This window comes from Nitratireductor soli, from assembly GCF_001050155.1.
GTDB lineage: Bacteria > Pseudomonadota > Alphaproteobacteria > Rhizobiales > Rhizobiaceae > Nitratireductor > Nitratireductor soli.
Genome location: NZ_LFVY01000017.1, coordinates 18,052 through 37,090 on the forward strand (window position 1 = coordinate 18,052; position 19,039 = coordinate 37,090).

The 19,039-nt window shown below is 65.5% G+C and carries 16 protein-coding genes; 8 read left to right on the forward strand and 8 right to left on the reverse strand.

From position 1 onward, the window contains the following. Nucleotides 1-70: 70 nt before the first annotated feature. The 3 genes from ileS to AB843_RS19670 all read right to left on the reverse strand — a co-directional run bounded on the left by ileS (nt 71) and on the right by AB843_RS19670 (nt 5,089). The gene (gene ileS, locus AB843_RS19660) at nt 71-2,983 is read right to left on the reverse strand and encodes an isoleucine--tRNA ligase (protein WP_048648609.1); all 2,913 of its coding nucleotides are present in this window, start codon (nt 2,981-2,983) and stop codon (nt 71-73) included. Between the two features lie 238 nt (nt 2,984-3,221). Then, complete coding sequence (locus AB843_RS19665) at nt 3,222-4,220, reverse strand: bifunctional riboflavin kinase/FAD synthetase (protein ID WP_048648610.1); 999 nt, start codon at nt 4,218-4,220, stop codon at nt 3,222-3,224. 8 nt (nt 4,221-4,228) lie between these two features. Next, the gene (locus tag AB843_RS19670; RefSeq protein WP_048648694.1) at nt 4,229-5,089 is read right to left on the reverse strand and encodes a TIGR01459 family HAD-type hydrolase; all 861 of its coding nucleotides are present in this window, start codon (nt 5,087-5,089) and stop codon (nt 4,229-4,231) included. Nucleotides 5,090-5,336: 247 nt separating this feature from the next. Here AB843_RS19670 and AB843_RS19675 point away from each other — a divergent pair, with 247 nt between their 5' ends. The 4 genes from AB843_RS19675 to hisG all read left to right on the forward strand — a co-directional run bounded on the left by AB843_RS19675 (nt 5,337) and on the right by hisG (nt 11,066). Then, on the forward strand, nt 5,337-7,250 hold the full coding sequence (locus tag AB843_RS19675) for a pilus assembly protein (RefSeq protein ID WP_048648611.1): 1,914 nt from the start codon (nt 5,337-5,339) through the stop codon (nt 7,248-7,250). A 288-nt stretch (nt 7,251-7,538) separates the two neighbouring features. Further along, nucleotides 7,539-9,020, forward strand: coding sequence for a histidine--tRNA ligase (hisS, locus tag AB843_RS19680; protein WP_048648612.1), 1,482 nt, complete (start codon nt 7,539-7,541; stop codon nt 9,018-9,020). Between the two features lie 208 nt (nt 9,021-9,228). Next, nucleotides 9,229-10,350, forward strand: coding sequence for an ATP phosphoribosyltransferase regulatory subunit (locus AB843_RS19685; protein WP_048648613.1), 1,122 nt, complete (start codon nt 9,229-9,231; stop codon nt 10,348-10,350). Further along, nucleotides 10,347-11,066 carry an ATP phosphoribosyltransferase gene (gene hisG / locus AB843_RS19690; RefSeq protein WP_048648614.1) on the forward strand — a complete coding sequence of 240 codons (720 nt, stop codon included), beginning with the start codon at nt 10,347-10,349 and terminating at the stop codon, nt 11,064-11,066. Before AB843_RS19685 ends, hisG begins: the two co-directional genes overlap by 4 nt. Before the next feature lie 323 nt (nt 11,067-11,389). Here the strand turns inward: hisG and AB843_RS19695 are convergent, their stop codons facing one another. Then, nucleotides 11,390-12,667 carry a DNA recombination protein RmuC gene (locus AB843_RS19695; RefSeq protein WP_048648615.1) on the reverse strand — a complete coding sequence of 426 codons (1,278 nt, stop codon included), beginning with the start codon at nt 12,665-12,667 and terminating at the stop codon, nt 11,390-11,392. A gap of 98 nt (nt 12,668-12,765) precedes the next feature. On the opposite strand from AB843_RS19695, the gene def reads away from it, so the two are divergent. From def to truA, 3 genes are all read left to right on the forward strand, one after another. Continuing rightward, nucleotides 12,766-13,296 carry a peptide deformylase gene (gene def, locus AB843_RS19700; RefSeq protein WP_048648616.1) on the forward strand — a complete coding sequence of 177 codons (531 nt, stop codon included), beginning with the start codon at nt 12,766-12,768 and terminating at the stop codon, nt 13,294-13,296. Between the two features lie 67 nt (nt 13,297-13,363). After that, nucleotides 13,364-14,299, forward strand: a complete 936-nt coding sequence (gene fmt, locus AB843_RS19705) for a methionyl-tRNA formyltransferase (protein ID WP_048648617.1) — start codon at nt 13,364-13,366, stop codon at nt 14,297-14,299. A gap of 1 nt (nt 14,300) precedes the next feature. Then, complete coding sequence (truA, locus tag AB843_RS19710) at nt 14,301-15,044, forward strand: tRNA pseudouridine(38-40) synthase TruA (protein WP_048648618.1); 744 nt, start codon at nt 14,301-14,303, stop codon at nt 15,042-15,044. Here truA and AB843_RS19715 read toward each other — a convergent pair. Then, nucleotides 15,038-15,580 (reverse strand): Lrp/AsnC family transcriptional regulator, encoded by a 543-nt coding sequence (locus AB843_RS19715; RefSeq protein WP_048648619.1) that lies wholly within the window; start codon nt 15,578-15,580, stop codon nt 15,038-15,040. The genes truA and AB843_RS19715 overlap by 7 nt on opposite strands. Before the next feature lie 51 nt (nt 15,581-15,631). Here AB843_RS19715 and AB843_RS19720 point away from each other — a divergent pair, with 51 nt between their 5' ends. Next, entirely contained in the window at nt 15,632-16,801 is a 1,170-nt protein-coding gene (locus AB843_RS19720; RefSeq protein WP_048648620.1) for an MFS transporter, read from the forward strand. Between the two features lie 25 nt (nt 16,802-16,826). On the opposite strand, the gene AB843_RS19725 is transcribed toward AB843_RS19720, so the two are convergent. The 3 genes from AB843_RS19725 to AB843_RS19735 are packed head-to-tail and all read right to left on the reverse strand — an operon-like array spanning nt 16,827 to nt 19,033. Beyond that, a complete protein-coding gene (locus AB843_RS19725; protein ID WP_048648621.1) occupies nt 16,827-17,420 on the reverse strand; it encodes a hypothetical protein in 594 nt (197 codons plus the stop codon). Between the two features lies 1 nt (nt 17,421). Next, nucleotides 17,422-18,609, reverse strand: coding sequence for a succinyl-diaminopimelate desuccinylase (gene dapE / locus AB843_RS19730; protein ID WP_048648622.1), 1,188 nt, complete (start codon nt 18,607-18,609; stop codon nt 17,422-17,424). 52 nt (nt 18,610-18,661) lie between these two features. Next, nucleotides 18,662-19,033 carry a DUF805 domain-containing protein gene (locus AB843_RS19735; protein WP_048648623.1) on the reverse strand — a complete coding sequence of 124 codons (372 nt, stop codon included), beginning with the start codon at nt 19,031-19,033 and terminating at the stop codon, nt 18,662-18,664. Between the last annotated feature and the right edge of the window lie 6 nt (nt 19,034-19,039).

Genomic DNA, 19,039 nt, shown 5'->3' on the forward strand with positions numbered 1-19,039 from the left:
AGTTGTATCGAAGGCGGAAGCGGGACGCAATCGGCACACCTGCCGGGGCGCCGGGCATCCCGCCTTTTCGTTACAGACGACCAAGCGCCTGCAATTCGCGCAGCGCCGCCGCATCGCGCGCCGACACATCCGGAAACGCCGGATCGGAGCCCACATCGTCCGTGTAGCGCCAGGAACGGGCGCATTTCTGGCCGCCGGCGCGGGCAAACACGACGCCGACACCCGGCACTTCTTCCAGCGTGAAGGCGTTTTCCGGCGGCGTTTCGTGGCGGATATCGATGCCGCTGACAATGCAGATCTCGGCCATGTCGCGGTCGGCGATCGCCGTCTGCAGCTCGGCATCGGTGACGTAGACCACGGGGGCCGCCTCGAGCGAGGAGCCGATGGTCTTGTCCTTGCGCTCGATCTCCAGCGCGCCGGTGACGACGCGGCGCACCTGGCGGATCTTGCGCCATTTCTCGGCCAGAGCCGCATCGCGCCACTCCGCCGGGATTTGCGGAAACTGCGCCAGATGCACCGAGCGCGCGTCCGGATAGCGCTCCAGCCATGCCTCTTCCGTGGTGAAGGGCAGCATCGGGGCCAGCCACGTCACCAGGCAATCGAACAGCTTGCGCACCACCTGCAGTGACGCCTTGCGGCGCAGGCTGGACGGGGCGTCGCAGTACAGCGCGTCCTTGCGCACGTCGAAATAGAAGGCGGAGAGCTCGAGAACCATGAAATCGAGAAGCGAGCGCGTGATGCGCTTGAAATCGAAATTGTCATAGCCCTTGCGCACCAGCTCATCGAGCTCGGCGAGCCGGTTGAGCATCAGGCGCTCCAGTTCCGGCATGTCGGCCAGCGCCACGTCCTCACCCGTGTCGTGCGCCAGCGTGCCGAGCATCCAGCGCGTGGTGTTGCGCAGCTTGCGGTAGGCGTCGATGTTGGTCTGGATGACGTTCTGGCCGAGCCGCTGGTCTTCCCAATAATCCGTCGTCATGACCCACAGGCGCAGGATGTCGGCGCCGGATTTGTTCATGATCTCCTGCGGGACGACCGTGTTGCCGAGCGATTTCGACATCTTGCGGCCTTCCTCGTCCATGGTGAAACCATGGGTGATGACCGTGTCGTAGGGCGCCCTGCCCCGCGTGCCGCAGCTTTCCAGAAGCGAGGAATGGAACCAGCCGCGATGCTGGTCGGAACCTTCCAAATAGACATCGGCCGGCCATTTCAGATCCGGGCGGTCTTCCAGGGTGAAGGTGTGCGAGGAACCCGAATCGAACCAGACATCGAGAATGTCCATGACCTGGGTCCACGGCTCGTTTGCCTTTTCGGCGAGGAAGCGTTCGCGCGCGCCCTCGGCGAACCAGGCGTCGGCGCCCTCGGCCTCGAACGCATCGAGGATGCGCTGGTTGACGGCGTCGTCGTTCAGCACATTGCCGTCCTCGTCGGCGAAGACGCAGATCGGCACGCCCCAGGCCCGCTGGCGCGACAGCACCCAGTCGGGCCGGTCCTCGATCATGGCGCGCAGGCGCGCCTGGCCGGCGGCCGGCACGAAGCGGGTGGCGTCGATGGCTTTCAAGGCGCGGGTGCGCAGCGTCGAGGCATCGCCCAGATCCTTGTCCATGTGGACGAACCATTGCGGCGTGTTGCGGAAGATGATCGGCTTCTTCGACCGCCAGGAATGGGGATAGGAATGTTTTAGCCGGCCGCGGGCGAACAGCGTGTTCGTGCCGATCAGCGCCTTGATGACGGCGTCGTTGGCATCGCCCTTCTTGCCCTTGTCGTCGATGACACGCGCCGCGCCGCCTTCGCGGTCCGGGCCCAAGCCCGGCGCGTCCTTGGTGAAATAGCCGCCATCGTCGACGGTGAAGGGGATGGCCGGATCGATGCCGCGATCGCGCAGGCTGGACGCCGCATCCATCCAGGCGTCGAAATCCTCCCGGCCATGGCCGGGCGCGGTGTGGACGAAGCCCGTGCCGGCATCGTCGGTAACGTGGTCGCCGGCGATCAGCGGGACGGCGAAGTCATAGCCGCCGCCGAGACCCCTGAGGGGGTGGGCGCAGGTGACGGCACCGAGTTCATCGGCCGACACGTCGCGCAGACGCTTGTAGCCGAGCTTCGCCTTGGCGAAGGATTCCTCGGCCAGTGCATCGGCAAAGATCAGCTTTTCGCCGGGCTGCGGGCCAAAATCGTTCTCCGCCGCCGTGACCTCGTAGAGACCGTAGGAGATGCGTGGCGAATAGGAGATGGCGCGATTGCCGGGGATCGTCCACGGCGTCGTGGTCCAGATGACGACGAAAGTGCCTTGCGTCTCGGTTGGACCTGCCGCCACAGGAAACTTCACCCAGATCGTGTCGCTCTCGTGGTCGTGATATTCGACCTCGGCCTCGGCCAGCGCCGTGCGCTCGACGACGCTCCACATCACCGGCTTGGAGCCGCGATAGAGCTGGCCGGATCTGGCGAACTTCAACAGCTCGCCGGCGATCCGCGCCTCGGCGTGGAAGTTCATCGTCGTGTAGGGCTGCTTGAAATCGCCCTCGATGCCGAGGCGCTGGAACTCGCCCGTCTGCACCGCGATCCAGTGCGCGGCAAACTCGCGGCATTCCTTGCGGAATTCGTTGACCGGCACCTCGTCCTTGTTCTTGCCCTTGGCCCGGTATTGCTCCTCGATCTTCCATTCGATGGGCAGGCCATGGCAGTCCCAGCCGGGCACGTAGTTGGAATCGTAGCCGCGCATCTGGAACGAACGCGTGATGACGTCCTTCAGCACCTTGTTCAGCGCGTGGCCGATATGGATGTTGCCGTTGGCATAGGGCGGGCCGTCATGCAGGACGAATTGCGGCCGGCCGGCCGCATCCTCGCGCAGCAGGCGGTAAAGGTCCATCTCCTGCCAGCGTGCCACCGTTTCCGGCTCCTTCTGCGGCAGGCCGGCGCGCATGGGAAACTCCGTCTGCGGCAGGTTGAGGGTTTTGGAATAGTCGATCTTTTCGGACGTCTCGGTCATGGTCTTGCCGTGAAATGCGCGAAGCAGCGAAGGGCTTCGCCAATGCCTGTATCAGAAAGCGGAGGGCGCACGATGGACGCGCGTAGGAACCCGGACCTTCCGCAGCACTCAGGCCGCACGGAAGGCCGGGCCAGTAATTCGGCCAACAATTCGTATGGCAATCGGCGTGAAACCGGCGCTCGTCATCATGGTCGCGCTTTTAGCCGACGCGGCGGGAAGAATAAAGAGGCGATTGGCCTCACGTCTCCATGCCTTCGAAGGCGATGCCGAGATCGAGCGGGGAAAGCGGCGTGACGTCGGCCAGAAGCGCGCGTGCCTCCGCCTCGTCCCGCTTCATCTGCGCCACCAGCGGATCGAGCCCGTCGAACTTCACCTCGCCGCGCAGGAAGCCGAACAGCGAGACGGCGCAGGTCTCGCCATAGAGATCGTCGTCGAAATCGAACAGGAAGGTTTCGAGCAGCGGCGCGCCGTCCTCATCCACCGTCGGGCGGCGGCCATAGCTCGCCACGCCGTCATGCAGGCTGCCATCGGCGCGGCGGAAGCGCACCGCATAAATGCCGTGGGCAAGTTCCACCTCCGGCGGCAGCACCATGTTGGCGGTCGGGAAGCCCAGCGTGCGGCCGAGCCGCTTGCCGCCGGTCACCTCCGCCTCCACCGTGAAGCGGTAGCCGAGCAGGCCCGCCGCTTCAGCGACATCGCCTTCGCCCAGCAGGCCGCGAATGCGGCTCGACGAAACGACCGCGCCGCCTTCGTCGGAGAACGCCTGGACCACCGTCACGCCGAAATCGTTTGCACGGCCCGCCTCGGCCAGGGTCTGCGGCGTGCCGCCCCGGTTCCTGCCATAGTGAAAATCGAAGCCGGTCACGACATGGGAAATGCCGAGGCCCCGAACCAGAATCGTCTGTACGAATTCCTCCGGCGAGAAGCCGGCGAAGGCGCGGGTGAACGCATGCTCGACGACGGCATCGAAGCCGAGCTGGCAGAGCAGACGCGCCTTCATCGGCGCGGGGGTGATGCGGAACAGCGGCACGGCCGGGCGGAAAACACGGCGCGGATGCGGCTCGAAGGTCAGGACGATGGCCGGCACCTGGTCACGCGCGGCGATCTCCAGCGCCGGCTCCAGCACCGATTGATGGCCGCGATGCACGCCGTCGAAATTGCCAATCGCCACCACGCCGCCACGAAGCTCGGCGGGCAAATCAGCAACATCGGCAATGCGTCTGATGGCGGACCGCACGCGACGGCCTACCGCAAGTGGGTGATGGCGGCCACGGGCGCGTGGCCATGCTTATCCAGGAATGCCGCGAGGCGTGCCGGGTCGGGATTGTCCGGCGTGCCGTATTCGCGTCCGTGGATGCCGGCGGTGACGAACAGCACGTCGAAACCGTAGGTGTCGGCGCCCTTGACGTCGGTCAGAACGCCATCGCCGATGGCCAGGGCCTCCTCGCGCGGCAGTTCACGGCCGAGGACTTCGCCGGCCGCCTTGAAAGCTGCGTCATAGATCGGCTTGTGGGGCTTGCCGGCAATCAGCGTTCGGCCTCCCAGGAGGCCGTAGTCGCGGGCCAGCGCGCCGGCGCACCAGATGTGCTTGTCGCCACGCTCGACGATGATGTCGGGATTGGCGCAGATGAAGGGCAGGTCGCGCATGCGCAGCCGCTGAAGGATATCGGCATAATCCTCGGGCGTTTCGGTCTCGTCGTCGAAAAGGCCGGTGCAAACGACGCCGGACGCCTCGAAATCCTCGACCAGCTCGACATCGAGACCCTCGAAGAGGGCGCCGTCGCGTTCCGGCCCGATGTGGTACAGGCGGCGCGGCGCCTCGCGGATCAGGTCGCGCGTCACATCACCCGATGTGACGACCCGATCCCAGGCGTCGCGCGGCACGCCGAGCACGTCGAGTTGCTCTTCCACCCCCTGGTGCGGGCGCGGCGAATTGGTGATCAGCACCACCACCTTGCCGGCGGCGCGCGCGCGCGCCAGCGCCGCGCAGGCATCGTCATACGCCTCGACGCCATTGTGCACCACGCCCCAGACATCGCACAGGAGCGCTGCGTACTGGCCGGCAACAGCGTCGAGCCGGTCGATCATCGGGAGTGCGTCGGGCATGGAGTTGCGCTTCGTCTCAAGCATTGCGGGATCCGGAGAAAAACTGCATGGCCGGGAATTATCGGAAGCCGGCGGCAGTGTCACCCGCTTTTATCGCCGATCGGCCGCGCGCGATGGCGAACCGGGTATTTGAGCGGTGCGGTTAACCGCGCGGGAACCACGATCGCAGCGGACATCGGCGCATATACGCTCGATTAAGCAGTTTTGACGAGATTCACGCCCGCAATTCAATTTGGGGTGGCAATAGATGCTCAGGACATTCTTGCAGGATCGGCGCGGCAATTTCGCCATGATGACCGCGCTCTTGATGGCGCCGGTGATGGGCGTTCTGGCGCTGGCCGTCGACTACACGCAGATGACCCGGCAACGGCAGATGACGCTGAACGCGCTGGATGCCGCCGGCATCGCCACGGCGCGGCGCATTTCCGACGGCGCCACCCAGGCGGAGGCGGAAGCCTATGCGGAGGATTTCTTCCGCGCCAATCTGGGCGCCGTCAAACCCGAGAATGCCACGCTGCACGTGCTTCTGCCCAACGACAATACCGGCGGTGGCACGCTGAAGCTGACCGCCGACCTGAAATACGCGCCGATCTTCTTCCCGGTCTTCCAAAGCCTGCGCGGCGAAGCTCCGGACGGGGTGCAGAAGATCGATTTCCGCGCGGAAAGCGAGATCCGCCTGAAGAACACGCTGGAAGTGGCGCTGGTTCTCGACAATTCCGGCTCGATGGACTTCACCGGCACCGGCTCGACCGAAAAGCGCATGACGGTGCTGAAGAAGGCGGCCAAGGAGCTGGTCAAGACCATCGCCAATGAAGGCGCGCAGATGAAGCAGATCTCCAAGCCGGTGCAATTCGGCCTGGTGCCGTTTGCCGGCGCGGTGAATGTCGGCCCGCAAAATGACGGTGCTTCGTGGATGGACACGGATGGCCGCTCGCCTACTCATCACGAGAATTTCGACTGGGACTCGATGAAAAACGCCGACGCCAACAAGCGCGTCGAGAAGAGCGGCGGCGTCTACTACAAGCGTGGAACGGGATGGAAAGACCAGGAGAACGCCAAGGTCACGCGCTTCACCCTGTACGATGATATCAAGCGCATTACCGGATACACCACGGAATGGGGCTGCGCGAGCTACTACAGCAACGGGACTTGCAGATACGAGGGCTGGATCCAGAAGGAAGTCCACGGCCCGTTCGCCAGTTGGGGCGGCTGCGTCGAGATGCGCCCCTACCCCTACAATCTGAACGATGTCAGCCCGGCCAGCAGCAAGCCGGAGACCTATTTCGTGCCCATGTTCGCACCCGACGAGACGAACCTGACCGATGGCGGACGCCCGGCGAACAACAATTGGTGGCCGGACATCAGCACCAGCAACGCGGCCAACAGGCAAGCCTATATGCCGAAATATTTCGTGGCGCAGAGCAAATCGGCAATGGGCCTCAATGAAGGACCGAACGCCGGCTGCACCACGAAGCCGATCACGCCGCTGACCGATGTCAGCAACGCGGCCGGGCTGGACAAGATCAACAAGGCCATCGACGCGATGCAGCCGAGCGGCTCGACCAATGTGACCGAGGGGCTTGCCTGGGGATGGCGGGTCGTCTCCAGCGGCGAACCCTTTACCGAGGGCCGCAGCGAGAACGAGAACGGCAACGACAAGGTCGTCATCGTGCTGACCGACGGCGCCAACACCTACTACACGCCGAGCAGCGTCACCGCGTACAGCTACTCCGGCGGAAACTACAATTATGGCGGCAACGATCTGGCCGGCACGCACTCGCTCTATTCCAATTACGGCTATGCCGTCGCCAAGTTCCGCACGATAGCGAACCGCATCTTCGACGGCACTGCGAACATCAGCAAATCCGACTATTCGAACAGCAACTACTCGGCAGCGATGACCCAGCACATGGCAGCGGCCTGTGAAAACGCCAAGGCAGGCAGGATCATCATGATGACCGTCGCGCTCGACCTGAAGCTGAACGACGCGGCCGAGAAGAAGCAGATCGACGCGCTGAAGGCCTGCGCGTCGGAATCGCGCACCCGCAAGGATGCGGACGGCAAGCCGGAGAAGCTGTTCTGGAACGCGACGGGCGGCAATCTCGACCAGAAATTCAAGGAGATCGGCGACGAATTGTCGAACCTGCGCATCGTCGGCTGACGCGGCCGGACGGCTGGCGTTCACGCAATGCGCTCCGTCCGCTTGTTCTTGCCGCATTTGCGCGAGGCCGGGTGATCCCACCCGTCGGCAAAAAATGCTCGACTTGCCGCTTCGGCCCTGATCGGATCGAGCGCCATGCGTCCATTCGGACGCATAAAGGACGCTCGGTCTTCTTGTTGTTTCCGCATTTATGCGGACGTCAGGTGGTTCCACCTGACTGCAAAATGCTATAGGACAGCCGCGCCCCTTCCCGGGCGCGGTTTTCTCTTTTTTGCAGGCGATTTTCACATGGCGGACAAGGCGGCTAAAACCAGAGCACGGCTCCCACGCGGCTTTGTCGACCGTCATCCGGCCGACATCCGCGCCGTCGAGGAGATGAACGCCCGTATCCGCGAGGTCTACGAGCGCTACGGCTTCGATCCCATCGAGACGCCGCTGATCGAATACACCGACGCGCTGGGCAAATTCCTGCCCGACCAGGACCGGCCAAACGAGGGCGTGTTCTCGCTGCCCGACGATGACGAGCAATGGCTGTCGCTGCGCTACGACCTGACGGCGCCGCTGGCGCGCCACGTGGCGGAGAACTTCAACGAGATCCAGCTTCCCTACCGCACCTATCGCGCCGGCTGGGTGTTCCGCAACGAGAAGCCCGGCCCCGGCCGCTTCCGCCAGTTCATGCAGTTCGACGCCGACACGGTCGGCGCGCCCGGCGTCGCGGCGGATGCCGAGATGTGCATGATGATGGCCGATGTGATGGAAGCGCTGGGGATCGCGCGCGGCGACTACGTCATCCGGGTGAACAACCGCAAGGTGCTCGACGGCGTGATGGAGGCGATCGGCGTCACGGATGAAGGGCAGAAGCTCACCGTGCTCAGGGCGATCGACAAGCTGGACAAGTTCGGGCCTGAAGGCGTGAAGCTGCTGCTCGGCGCCGGGCGCTGGGACGGCGGCAAGGAAGGCGACGGGGATTTCACGAAGGGTGCAGGGCTGGATGATGCCGGCGCGCAGATCGTGCTCGACTACATCGCAGGCGATGCTGGCGGTGTTGCAAGCGAACTCTTTCAGATCGGAGTGCGGGAACTGGCCGAAATCGAAAGCCTCTGCCTTGCAGCCGGCTACGATGCCACGCGCATCCGCATCGATCCATCCGTCGTGCGCGGCCTCGAATACTACACCGGCCCCGTCTTCGAGGCCGAGCTGCTGGCGGAAATTCCCAACGAAAAGGGCGAGATCGTCCGCTTTGGCTCGGTCGGCGGCGGCGGGCGTTATGACGGGCTCGTCTCGCGCTTTCGCGGTCAGCCGGTGCCGGCGACGGGCTTTTCCATCGGCGTGTCGCGGCTTGCCTCGGCGCTGAAGAATCTCGGCAAGCTCGGCCGGGACGCCGTGCTGCCACCGGTGCTGGTCACCGTCATGGACGGCGACACCGAGGCGATGGCCAAGTACCAGCAGTACACGCAGGCGCTGCGCCAGGCCGGCATCCGCGCCGAGATGTACCAGGGCAATTGGAAGAAGTTCGGCAACCAGCTCAAATATGCCGACCGGCGCGGCTGCCCGGTCGCGATCATTCAAGGCGCCGACGAGCGGGCCAATGGCGCGGTGCAGATCAAGGACCTGATCGAGGGCAAGCGGCTTTCCGGGGAAATCGAGAGCAACGAGGAATGGCGCGAGGCGCGCGTGGCGCAGTTTTCCGTCAAGGAAGACGGGATCGTCGAGGCGGTGCGCAAGATGCTTGCGGAGCAAGCGGCCGAGCGCGGCGACAAGGCGCAATGATGTTCGGCGTTTCAGCCAAGAGTACCCCCCTCTTCCCTGCCGGGCATCTCCCCCTCAAGGGGGGAGATCAGACGGTGGCATCGTTTTCGCCAATCGCCAGCATTCGCGGTAAGGTAAAGCACTGCAGCCAGCCAATCTCCCCCCTTGAGGGGGAGATGTCCGGCAGGACAGAGGGGGGTGTGCCGGCCTCAACGCCCAGGGTCAGTTCATGACGCTGCGCGCCCCCGACTTTGCCGGCGAGATCACCGCGCTGTTCGCCGAGCGCGGCGCGGCGCTGACCGACATCGCCATCATCCAGCCGGCCGACCCGTTTCTCGACATGGCGGGCGAGGATCTGCGCCGACGCATCTTCCTGACGGAGAGCGAGACCGGCGCCAATCTGTGCCTCAGGCCTGAATTCACCATTCCCGTGTGCCGCGATCACATCGAGAAGCGCGCCGAAACCCCACGGCGCTATGCCTATCTGGGCGAGGTGTTCCGCCAGCAGCGCGAAGGCGGCGCGGAGTTCTTCCAGGCCGGCATCGAGGATCTGGGCGAAGGCGACCGCGCCACCGCCGACGCGCGCTCGCTGGCCGACGCGCACGCGCTGCTGGCCCGCGTGCTTCCCGGCGCCCCCCTGCGCGGCACGCTCGGCGACCAGACGGTGTTCGAGGCGGTGCTGGCGGCACTCGGCCTGCCGCGCGGCTGGCAAAAGCGCCTGACCCGCGCCTTCGGCTCGCAGAAACTGCTGCAGGCCGCACTCGACGATCTCGCCAACCCGCAGGGTGCCGGGAGCCTGCCGCGCGCGGTCGCCGGCCTTGTCGCGCGCGGCGACGCGGAAAGCCTTGCCGCCCATGTCGCAACCGTGATGGAGGAGACCGGCCTGTCGCCGTCCGCCGGCCGCACGCCGCAGGACATCGCCCGCCGCCTGATCGAAAAGGCCGAGTTGCGCAGCGTGCGCCTGACCGACGAGGCGATGGCGGCGCTGAAATCCTTCGTCGCGCTGCGCGCGCCCTTCACTGAGGCTGGCAAACGCCTTGCCGGCTTTGCCGCCGACAACGGCCTGGTCCTCGACGAGGCGCTGGAAGGGTTCGACGCGCGCGCCGCGCGCATCGCCGAACAGGGCCTGCCGCTCGACATGCTGACCTATGATGCCGGCTTCGGCCGGCCGCTCGACTACTACACCGGCTTCATCTTCGAGATCGGCGCCGACGGCGGCGCGCAGCCGCTGGTCGGCGGCGGGCGCTATGACCGGCTTTTGACGCTGCTCGGCGCGGCGATGCCCATTCCCGGTGTCGGCTTTTCCGTCTGGCTCGACCGCGTGGCGGCGCTCAGGGAGGCGCGGATATGAGCATCACGCTCGCCCTGCCCTCCAAGGGCCGCCTGAAGGACGAGGCGCTCGACCGGCTCGAAAAATCCGGCCTGCCCGTGCTCCTGCCGGAGAACGACCGGCGCTACCGGGCGACGCTCGCCGGGTTCGACGGCGTCGAGGTGGCCTTCCTTTCGGCTTCGGAAATCGCCCGCGAGCTGGAGCGCGGCACGGTCGATCTCGGCGTCACCGGCGAGGATCTGGTGCGCGAGACCATTGCCGACTGGGAGCGCAAGGTGGAGATTTCCGTGCGCCTCGGCTTTGGCCGCGCCGACGTGGTGGTGGCCGTGCCCGAGGTCTGGTTCGACGTCGCCTCGATGGCCGACCTGGACGACGTGGCCGCAGATTTCCGCCATCGCCATGGCCGACGCCTGCGCATCGCCACCAAATACTGGCGGCTGACGCAGCAATTCTTTTCGCAGAAGCACGGCATCCAGGTCTACCGCATCGTCGAGAGCCTTGGCGCCACCGAGGGGGCGCCGGCGGCGGGCTCGGCCGACATCATCGTCGACATCACCTCGACCGGCTCGACGCTTGCAGCCAACCACCTGAAGGTGCTCGACGACGGCGTGATCCTGCGCTCGCAGGCATGTCTCGTGACCGCGCTCAAGGAACGGTCCGCCCAGGATGCGGCGATGGTCGAGGAACTGGCGGCCAGGCTCGACGCGACAGCGTCATGCATCCATTCGGACGCATAGCGGCAGTCGTCGGAAAGAAAGCCGATCGGCGCCTGCATCGCCGGGTGATGCGCCCGGCAGATCAGCGTGGCGCCTGTCGCGTGCGGGCCATCAGTCCCGTCTCCGCCAGCCGTTTGCAATGGTGCGACAGGGTGGATGCCGGCAAAGCCCGCTTCTCCTGCAGGCCGCCGACCTGGAGGCCTTCGTCACCGCCCCGACCAGGAGCCGATAAAGGCGCAGCCGCAGCGGATTGCCCAATGCGTCGGGTTGCGGACGATGCAGGACCAGGCCACCGGGCAACCATATTTGGGCCGGCGGTCAACCATATTTCGATTACGCACGAATTATTCGTCGACGACACGCAGCCGCAATTGGCCCGAGCCGGGACCGCCCTCACCAGCGACCGCCGCCTTGCCGCCCGGTGGAACCTCGTCTTCCGGCGGCTTTGCACCCTGCAGCGCGCCCAGTTCCAGCGCCTCGATCCTGGCGCCGCGCTTGGTCACCTTGTCGGTCGAGGTGAGAATCAGGTCGATGTCCTTGTTGGCCTGCATGAAATGGGTCTGCAGCTTGCGGACGCGATCGTCGACGCGATTGACGTCCTCCATCAGCCGCACCACTTCGGCCTGGATCAAATGCGCCTGCTCGCGCATGCGCGCATCCTTCAGAACCGCCTGAATGACCTGGATCGACAGCATCAGCAGCGACGGCGAGACAATGACAACGCGGGCGCGGTGGGCGCGATGCACCAGCGCCTCGAAATTCTCGTGAATCTCGGCGAAGATCGATTCCGACGGGACGAACATGAACGCCGTATCCTGCGTCTCGCCGGTCAGCAGGTATTTTTCCGAGATTGCCTTGATGTGCACCTCGACATCGCGGCGAAACGCCGTCTCGGCTGCCTTGCGCGCCTCGGCGCTGCCGCCCTCGCCTTCGGCGGCCGCGCGGATGGCGTTCCACGCCTCCAGCGGGAATTTCGCGTCGATCACCAGCGACGGCGCGTCGTTGGGCATCTTCACCAGGCAATCGGGGCGGCTGCCATTCGACAGCGTCGCCTGGAACTCATAGGCGTTGTGCGGCAATCCGTCGGCGATGATCGCTTCCATGCGCGACTGGCCGAAGGCGCCGCGCGTCTGCTTGTTGGAGAGGATCTGCTGCAACTGCACCACCTGGCCGGCAAGCGTCTGGATGTTGTTCTGCGCCGTGTCGATGACCGCGAGACGCTCCTGCAGCTTGGCCAAATTCTCATGGGTCGACTTGGTCTGCTCGGTGATCGAGTTGCCGAGCCGCGAGGTCATGCCGTCCAGCCGTTCGGAGATCGCCTTGGTCAACTCCGCCTGGCGAGAGCCGAACACTTCGGCGATGGACCCCATGCGCCCCTGCAGTTCGGCTTGCGCCCTGGTCAGCTCGACCATGCGCGTTTCCGCGTCGCGGGCATGCTCGGCGGCCTGCACGGCCGCCACCGCCCGCGCCCGCGCCCGCGCCGAGCGCCACAGCGCCGCGACGAGCGCCACCAGCAACAGCACGAAGAGAATGCCGCCGGCTGCAAGGAACTGGCCAAGCGTGAAGGTGCTGGCGCCAAGCTGTGCGACCGGGACGGAAAACAAGTCGGAAATCTGGCTCATGCGCGCCACCCTAGACGATTCGCAAGGCAACCATAAGACCAAACCGTGAACAACCGTTGCGTATTGACGTTTTTCCTGTCAGCGATTACCTGACGGGCATGACCATTCGACCGCTTGTCCTGCTTCCTGACCCGATCCTGCGCGAGACCTCCAATCCGGTGGAACGCGTGGACGATCAGTTGCGCAAATTCGCCGACGACATGCTGGAGACCATGTATGATGCGCCGGGCATCGGCCTGGCCGCCATCCAGATCGGCGAACCGTTGCGCATGCTGGTGATCGACCTGGCCGACAAGGATGAGGCGCCGGCGCCGCTGGTGGTGATCAACCCCGAGATCGTCGCCCGCTCCAGCGCGCTCAACGTGCATGAGGAAGGCTGCCTGTCGATCCCCGACTATTACGCGGAGGTCGAGCGCCCGGCCGAGGTCACGGTGAATTTCCTCGACCGCGACGGGAAGGCACAGAGCATCAAGGCCGACGGCCTGCTCGCCACCTGCCTGCAGCACGAAATCGACCATCTCAACGGCGTGCTGTTCATCGACCATCTGTCGAAGCTGAAACGCGACATGGTGGTGCGCAAGTTCAAGAAGCTCGCCAAGGATCGTCCGCCCGCTCAGATGGTGGGTTAGACTGGCGTTTCCGGCGCGCGACGTGTCTCACCGACAAAGCGGGCTCACCAACACAGCGGGAACGCGCATGCCCCTTCGCCTGACCTTCATGGGAACGCCGGAGTTTTCGGTGCCGGCGCTTCAGGCGCTGGCGGCGGCGGGCCATGACATCGCCGCCGTCTACACGCAGCCACCGCGGCCCGCCGGCCGGCGCGGGCTGGACCTCACCAAATCGCCCGTTCATCAGGCGGCCGAGGCGCTGGGCATCGCGGTGCGCACGCCCAAATCGCTGAAGGGCGCGGACGAGCAGCAGGCTTTTGCCGCGCTTGAAGCGGATGCCGCCGTCGTCGTTGCCTATGGGCTTCTGCTGCCGAAAGCCATTCTCGACGGCACAAGGCGCGGCTGTTTCAACGGCCATGCCTCGCTCTTGCCGCGCTGGCGGGGTGCTGCCCCCATCCAGCGGGCGATCATGGAAGGCGACCGGGAAACCGGCATGATGGTCATGAAGATGGACGAAGGGCTCGACACCGGGCCGGTGGCGATGACCGAGCGCGTGGCGATCGAACCGGACATGACCGGTGGCGAACTGCATGACGCCATGAAGGAAACGGGAGCCGCCCTGATGGTAAAAGCCATGCAGGCGCTCGGGGACGGCGCGCTGGTGCTGACCGCACAGCCGGACCAAGGCACGACCTATGCGAAGAAGATCCTCAAGGACGAAACGCGGGTCGCCTGGACGCGGCCGGCAGAGGCGGTGCACAACCACATTCGCGGCCTCTCCCCCTTTCCCGGCGCATGGTGCGAAATGTCCTTCGGCGGCAAGACCGAACGGGTGAAGCTTCTGCGCTCAAGCCTGGCTTCGGGCAACGGCGAAGCGGGCACCGCGCTCGACGACGCGCTGACCATTGCCTGCGGCGAAGGGGCGGTGCGGCTGGTCGAACTGCAGCGCGCCGGCGGCAAGCCGATGCCAGCTAAGGATTTCCTGCGCGGCGCGCAGGTTGCGAAGGGAACGAGGCTCGCCTGACATGCCACGCTTCCGCATCGACATCGAATATGACGGCGGCCCCTATTTCGGCTGGCAGCGCCAGGCCAATCACCATAGCGTGCAGGCAGCCATCGAGACGGCGATCGCCGCCTTTTCCGGCGAAACCGTGACCCTGTTCGGCGCCGGGCGGACGGATACCGGCGTCCACGCACTGGCCCAGGTGGCGCATTTCAACCTGTCGCGCGAATGGACCGGGCGCACCGTGCAGAATGCCATGAACGCGCATCTGGCGATGGCCGACGAGACCGTCGCCATCATCGCGGCGGCGGAGGTGGCCGACGATTTCGACGCGCGCTTTTCCGCCAAGGGGCGGCATTATCTCTACCGCATCCACAACCGCCGCCCACCGCTGACCGTCGGGCGGGCGCATGCCTGGCACGTGGCCGCGCCGCTCGACGCGGACGTCATGCACGAGGCGGCGCAGCGGCTTGTCGGCACGCATGATTTCACCACCTTCCGCGCCGCCCAATGCCAGGCGAAAAGCCCGATCAAGACGCTGGAGCGCCTGGATGTAACGCGCGATGGCGAGATGGTGGAAATCCGCGCCTCGGCGCGTTCCTTCCTGCACAATCAGGTGCGGTCCTTCGCCGGCACGCTGAAGCGGGTGGGCGAAGGCGGCTGGAACGCCGACGACGTGGCACGGGCGCTCGAGGCGCGCGACCGCAAGGCCTGCGGCCCGGTGGCGCCGCCGCACGGCCTCTATCTGGTCAAGGTCGACTACTGAGCGTTTTCGATCGGCAGCAAAGCTTTCGGCATCGGCCAGGAAGCGGTCACGCCGGGCTGCGGCGGACGCTCCAGATAGGTGGACAGCACCACGTAGCTGCGCGTGGCAAGCACGCCCGGCGCATCGTAAATCCGCGCCAGCAACCCCTCCAGTGCATGGGTGTTTTCGGTCCGTACCTTGAGGAGCATGCAGGCATCGCCCGCCACCGAATGCACCTCCTCCACCTCCGGGTAGCCGGCGACCGCCATCAGTGCCGGCGTCTTGCCCCAGCCCCTGGTGTCCACATGAACGAAGGCGAGCAGTCCCTTGCCAAGCGCATTGGGCTCGATCAGCGCCGCCATGCGCTGGATGACCCCGCTGCGCTTGAGCCGCTTGACGCGCTCATGGGCGGCAGGCGCCGAGAGGCCGACGCGATTGCCCAATTCGGCGTAGCTGACCGTCGCGTCCTCGACCAGGACGGCTAATATTCTTCGGTCCATCGCATCGACGGACTGGGGTGAAGGGAGGATCGGACGAATCTCATCTGTTTCTTTCATGGTTCGACACTTTCTGTTTGAACCCTAATTTCATTCGGCCATTATGGCTTTATGTCGAAGATCAATCAACCTGCCGCCGACCCTGCAATCGTCCTCGACGCGCGCATTCCGCCCATTGCCTTCATCCTGACGGGGGCAGTGGCGGTGATCGGCTCGAATTCCCTGGTGCTCTCGCCGATCGCGCCAGAAGTGTCACGCTCACTCGGTGCGTCCGTGCAGGGAGTGATGACGGCATCGGCCGCATTCGGATTGGGTACGGGGGCAAGCGCATTGTTCCTGGCCCGCTACATCGACCGCGTCGGCGCGTGGAAAATGCTGCGTCTGGCCTTTGCCGTCCTGGCCGCCGCCCTTGCGGCAAGCGCGCTTGCACCCTTCGTGGCGATGCTGGCGGCCGCGCAATTGATCGCCGGTCTGGCCGCCGGTGTGGCATTGCCGGCGATCTACAGCAATGCCGCCGCCGTTGCCCCGCGCGGCCGTGAAACGGAAACCGTCGGCATCGTCTTGACCGGCTGGACGTTGAGCCTGGTCGCCGGCGTTTCGCTGTCGGCGGTGCTGGCCGACCTCCTGCACTGGCGGGCGGTGTTCGGCGCCGTCTGCCTGCTGGCGCTCGGCGCCTTCCTGGCGCTGGCCTTCAACGGGCGGCGCGACGTGGTGTCCCACACGCCCGCCATCTCCCCCATCGCCGCGCTACGCCTGCCGGGCGTTGCCCGGCTGCTCATCGCCTGCGGCGCCTTCATGGCCGCTTTCTACGGCGTCTACGCCTATCTCGGCGATCATCTGACGAACGGGCTTGGAAAGCCGGTCAGCGCCAATGGCCTGATGACGGTAAGCTACGGCCTGGGTTTCGGCGGCGCCGTGTTCCTCGACCGCACGCTGCAGACTTTCGCCGCGCGCAATCTGCTTCCGTTTGTCTTCGCCGCCGTGGCGGCGGTCTATGTGGCGATGGTGCCGGCCTCGACGAGCTATGGCGCGATGCTGATCGTTGCGTTCGCCTGGGGGCTCGCCAACCATTTCGGCCTCAACATGCTGATCGTCCGGCTGTCCGCCATCGACCCGGCCCGGCGCGGGGCCATCATGGGGCTGAACAGCGCCACCACCTATTTCGCGGCCTTCGCCGGAACGCTGTCCTTCGGGCCCCTCTATGCCGGCTTCGGTTTTGCCGTGGCGGCCGGCGTTGCGGCGTTCCTGATGATGATCTCCGCGCTGGCGACCGCGCGCTGACAATCCAGCCACGCAGTACGCCGCCTTATCCGGCGCGCGACAGGTCCAGCAGCCCCTCGAAGGTGAAAAGCACCCCGAGCGAGGCAGCGAACATCGCCGCAAAAACGGCGGTCGCCACTGCCGGCCCCTTGCCGATCACCGCGTTGGTGAGGCGCCAGGACAGGACGAGCATCGCGACGAACAGCAGGAAGGTGACGGCATTCGACGCCTCGCTGGCCTCCGGCCAGAACAGGCGCACGAGCACGGGCGGCAGCATCATCCAGGAAAACAACGCCGAAGCCCAGTTGTTGGCCACCACATAATGGACGAAACGATCGGCCACGCCCGCCGGCCGTGCAGCGAGCGCCAGAATGCCGTAGGGCAACACCCAGGACGCCAGGTCGGTCAGCATCAGCCGCACGAACAGCGAGAAGCGGAATGAAAACACATCGCCGCCTGCCATCTCGTTGGCGATGGTGACCCAGCCGACGATCAGCGCCGGGAAGGCGACGGCGATGGCGAAGAAGGAATTCCAGAACCCGTCAGCCGAAAGGTCGAGCAGCTTCAGCCCGTCGGCGCGCCCCATCATCAAGCGCCAGACACCCGCAAAGTATTGCTGGATCTCGGCGGCTGGCGGCATATCAGGCAAACCAGTCTTCGAGGAAGCGCAGATAGATGCGCGTCAGGGTTTCCAGATCGGCGAGCGCCACGCGCTCGTCCACCATGTGCATGGTCTGGCCAACCAGGCCGAACTCGACCACCGGGCAGTAATCCTTGATGAAGCGGGCATCCGAGGTGCCACCCGATGTGGAGAGTTGCGGCCGCGTCCCGGTGACGGCTTCGACGGAAGCGGTGAGCGTCTCGATCAGCTTCGCGTCGCGGGTCAGGAAGACCGGGCTTGGCCGCCCAAGCCATTCGATGTCGAATTCGACCGGCGTCTCATGGCCGGGCCGCAGCCGGTTCTCGGCCGCCGCGCGGTCGAGCCGGTTGTGGATCTCGGCCTGCAGGGTTTCCGCCGTCCAGGTGTCGTTGAAGCGCACGTTGAAAGTCGCGCCGGCGCGAGCCGGAATGACATTCGTCGCCGTGTTGCCGACATCGACGCTGGTGATTTCCAGATTGGTCGGCTGGAACTCGTCCGTGCCCGCATCGAAGGCCGGCGCCAGCAGCGCTTCCAGCAGGCCGAGCAACCCCGGCACGGGATTATCAGCCAGATGCGGATAGGCGACGTGCCCCTGCCGGCCGTTGACGATGACGCGGCCCGACAGCGAGCCGCGCCGGCCGTTCTTGATCATGTCACCGAGTTTGTGCGGATTGGTCGGCTCGCCGACGATTGCCGCGTTCCAGCTCTCGCCCCGCCCGGCCGCCCATTCGAGCAGCTTGACCGTGCCATTGATGGCAGGCCCCTCCTCGTCGCCGGTGATGAGGAAGGAGACCGAGCCCTTCGGGCGGCCATGTTTCTCGACGTAACGGGCCAACGCCGCCACGAAACAGGCGATGCCGCCCTTCATGTCGACGGCGCCGCGGCCATATATCCGGCCATCGGCAATTTCGGCGGCGAAGGGCGGATGCGTCCAGGCCGCCTCGTCGCCCGGCGGAACGACATCCGTGTGGCCGGCGAACATCAGGTGCGGGCCATCGCCCGAGAGCCGCGCATAGAGATTTTCGATGTCCGGCGTGCCGTCCTCGGAAAAGACGGGACGCTCGACCGTGCAGTCGAGCCCCTTCAGCATGCCCTGCAGCACGGAAAGCGCGTTGCCTTCCGCCGGCGTGACGGACGGGCAGCGGATCAGCTCGGCAAGGTTGGCGGCGGGGTCTGTCGGCAGCGTCATGATGGAGAGGGATAATCCAACGGCGCGCGGCTGTCACGCGGCAAGGAAGCACTCAGTCCTTCGGCGCGTTGGTCCGGTCGCCATATTCGTTTGCGCCAGCATGGCCGGGAAAGACGCATAAGGCGATGAACGCGACGATCGACACCATCGGGATGAACAGCGTCACGGCGAAAATGCCGGGCTTGCCGAAATCATGCAGCCGCTTGACGCCGAGCGCGACGGAGGAGAAGACCGAGACAAAGAAAAGCGCCCAGAAGGACAAAGCCCACACGCCGCTGGCACCGCTGCCTTCCGGCGCAAGCGTGAAACGGTACAGCGTGAAGGCCTGGAGGATCGCCAGGAGAAGCCCGGCCAGGAAGAAAGCCGCGCGGCTGACCCTGCCGGAAAAGCCGAAGAACAGCCAGAATATCTGCCCTTTTTGCATCGTGCC

What these genes read in the sequence shown, in the direction of transcription:
- ileS (WP_048648609.1), bottom strand. Translation starts at nt 2,983, where the DNA reads ATGACCGAGACGTCCGAAAAGATCGACTATTCCAAAACCCTCAACCTG.
- AB843_RS19670 (WP_048648694.1), bottom strand. Translation starts at nt 5,089, where the DNA reads ATGCCCGACGCACTCCCGATGATCGACCGGCTCGACGCTGTTGCCGGC.
- AB843_RS19675 (WP_048648611.1), top strand. Translation starts at nt 5,337, where the DNA reads ATGCTCAGGACATTCTTGCAGGATCGGCGCGGCAATTTCGCCATGATG.
- hisS (WP_048648612.1), top strand. Translation starts at nt 7,539, where the DNA reads ATGGCGGACAAGGCGGCTAAAACCAGAGCACGGCTCCCACGCGGCTTT.
- AB843_RS19685 (WP_048648613.1), top strand. Translation starts at nt 9,229, where the DNA reads ATGACGCTGCGCGCCCCCGACTTTGCCGGCGAGATCACCGCGCTGTTC.
- hisG (WP_048648614.1), top strand. Translation starts at nt 10,347, where the DNA reads ATGAGCATCACGCTCGCCCTGCCCTCCAAGGGCCGCCTGAAGGACGAG.
- AB843_RS19695 (WP_048648615.1), bottom strand. Translation starts at nt 12,667, where the DNA reads ATGAGCCAGATTTCCGACTTGTTTTCCGTCCCGGTCGCACAGCTTGGC.
- def (WP_048648616.1), top strand. Translation starts at nt 12,766, where the DNA reads ATGACCATTCGACCGCTTGTCCTGCTTCCTGACCCGATCCTGCGCGAG.
- fmt (WP_048648617.1), top strand. Translation starts at nt 13,364, where the DNA reads ATGCCCCTTCGCCTGACCTTCATGGGAACGCCGGAGTTTTCGGTGCCG.
- truA (WP_048648618.1), top strand. Translation starts at nt 14,301, where the DNA reads ATGCCACGCTTCCGCATCGACATCGAATATGACGGCGGCCCCTATTTC.
- AB843_RS19715 (WP_048648619.1), bottom strand. Translation starts at nt 15,580, where the DNA reads ATGAAAGAAACAGATGAGATTCGTCCGATCCTCCCTTCACCCCAGTCC.
- AB843_RS19720 (WP_048648620.1), top strand. Translation starts at nt 15,632, where the DNA reads ATGTCGAAGATCAATCAACCTGCCGCCGACCCTGCAATCGTCCTCGAC.
- AB843_RS19725 (WP_048648621.1), bottom strand. Translation starts at nt 17,420, where the DNA reads ATGCCGCCAGCCGCCGAGATCCAGCAATACTTTGCGGGTGTCTGGCGC.
- dapE (WP_048648622.1), bottom strand. Translation starts at nt 18,609, where the DNA reads ATGACGCTGCCGACAGACCCCGCCGCCAACCTTGCCGAGCTGATCCGC.
- AB843_RS19735 (WP_048648623.1), bottom strand. Translation starts at nt 19,033, where the DNA reads ATGCAAAAAGGGCAGATATTCTGGCTGTTCTTCGGCTTTTCCGGCAGG.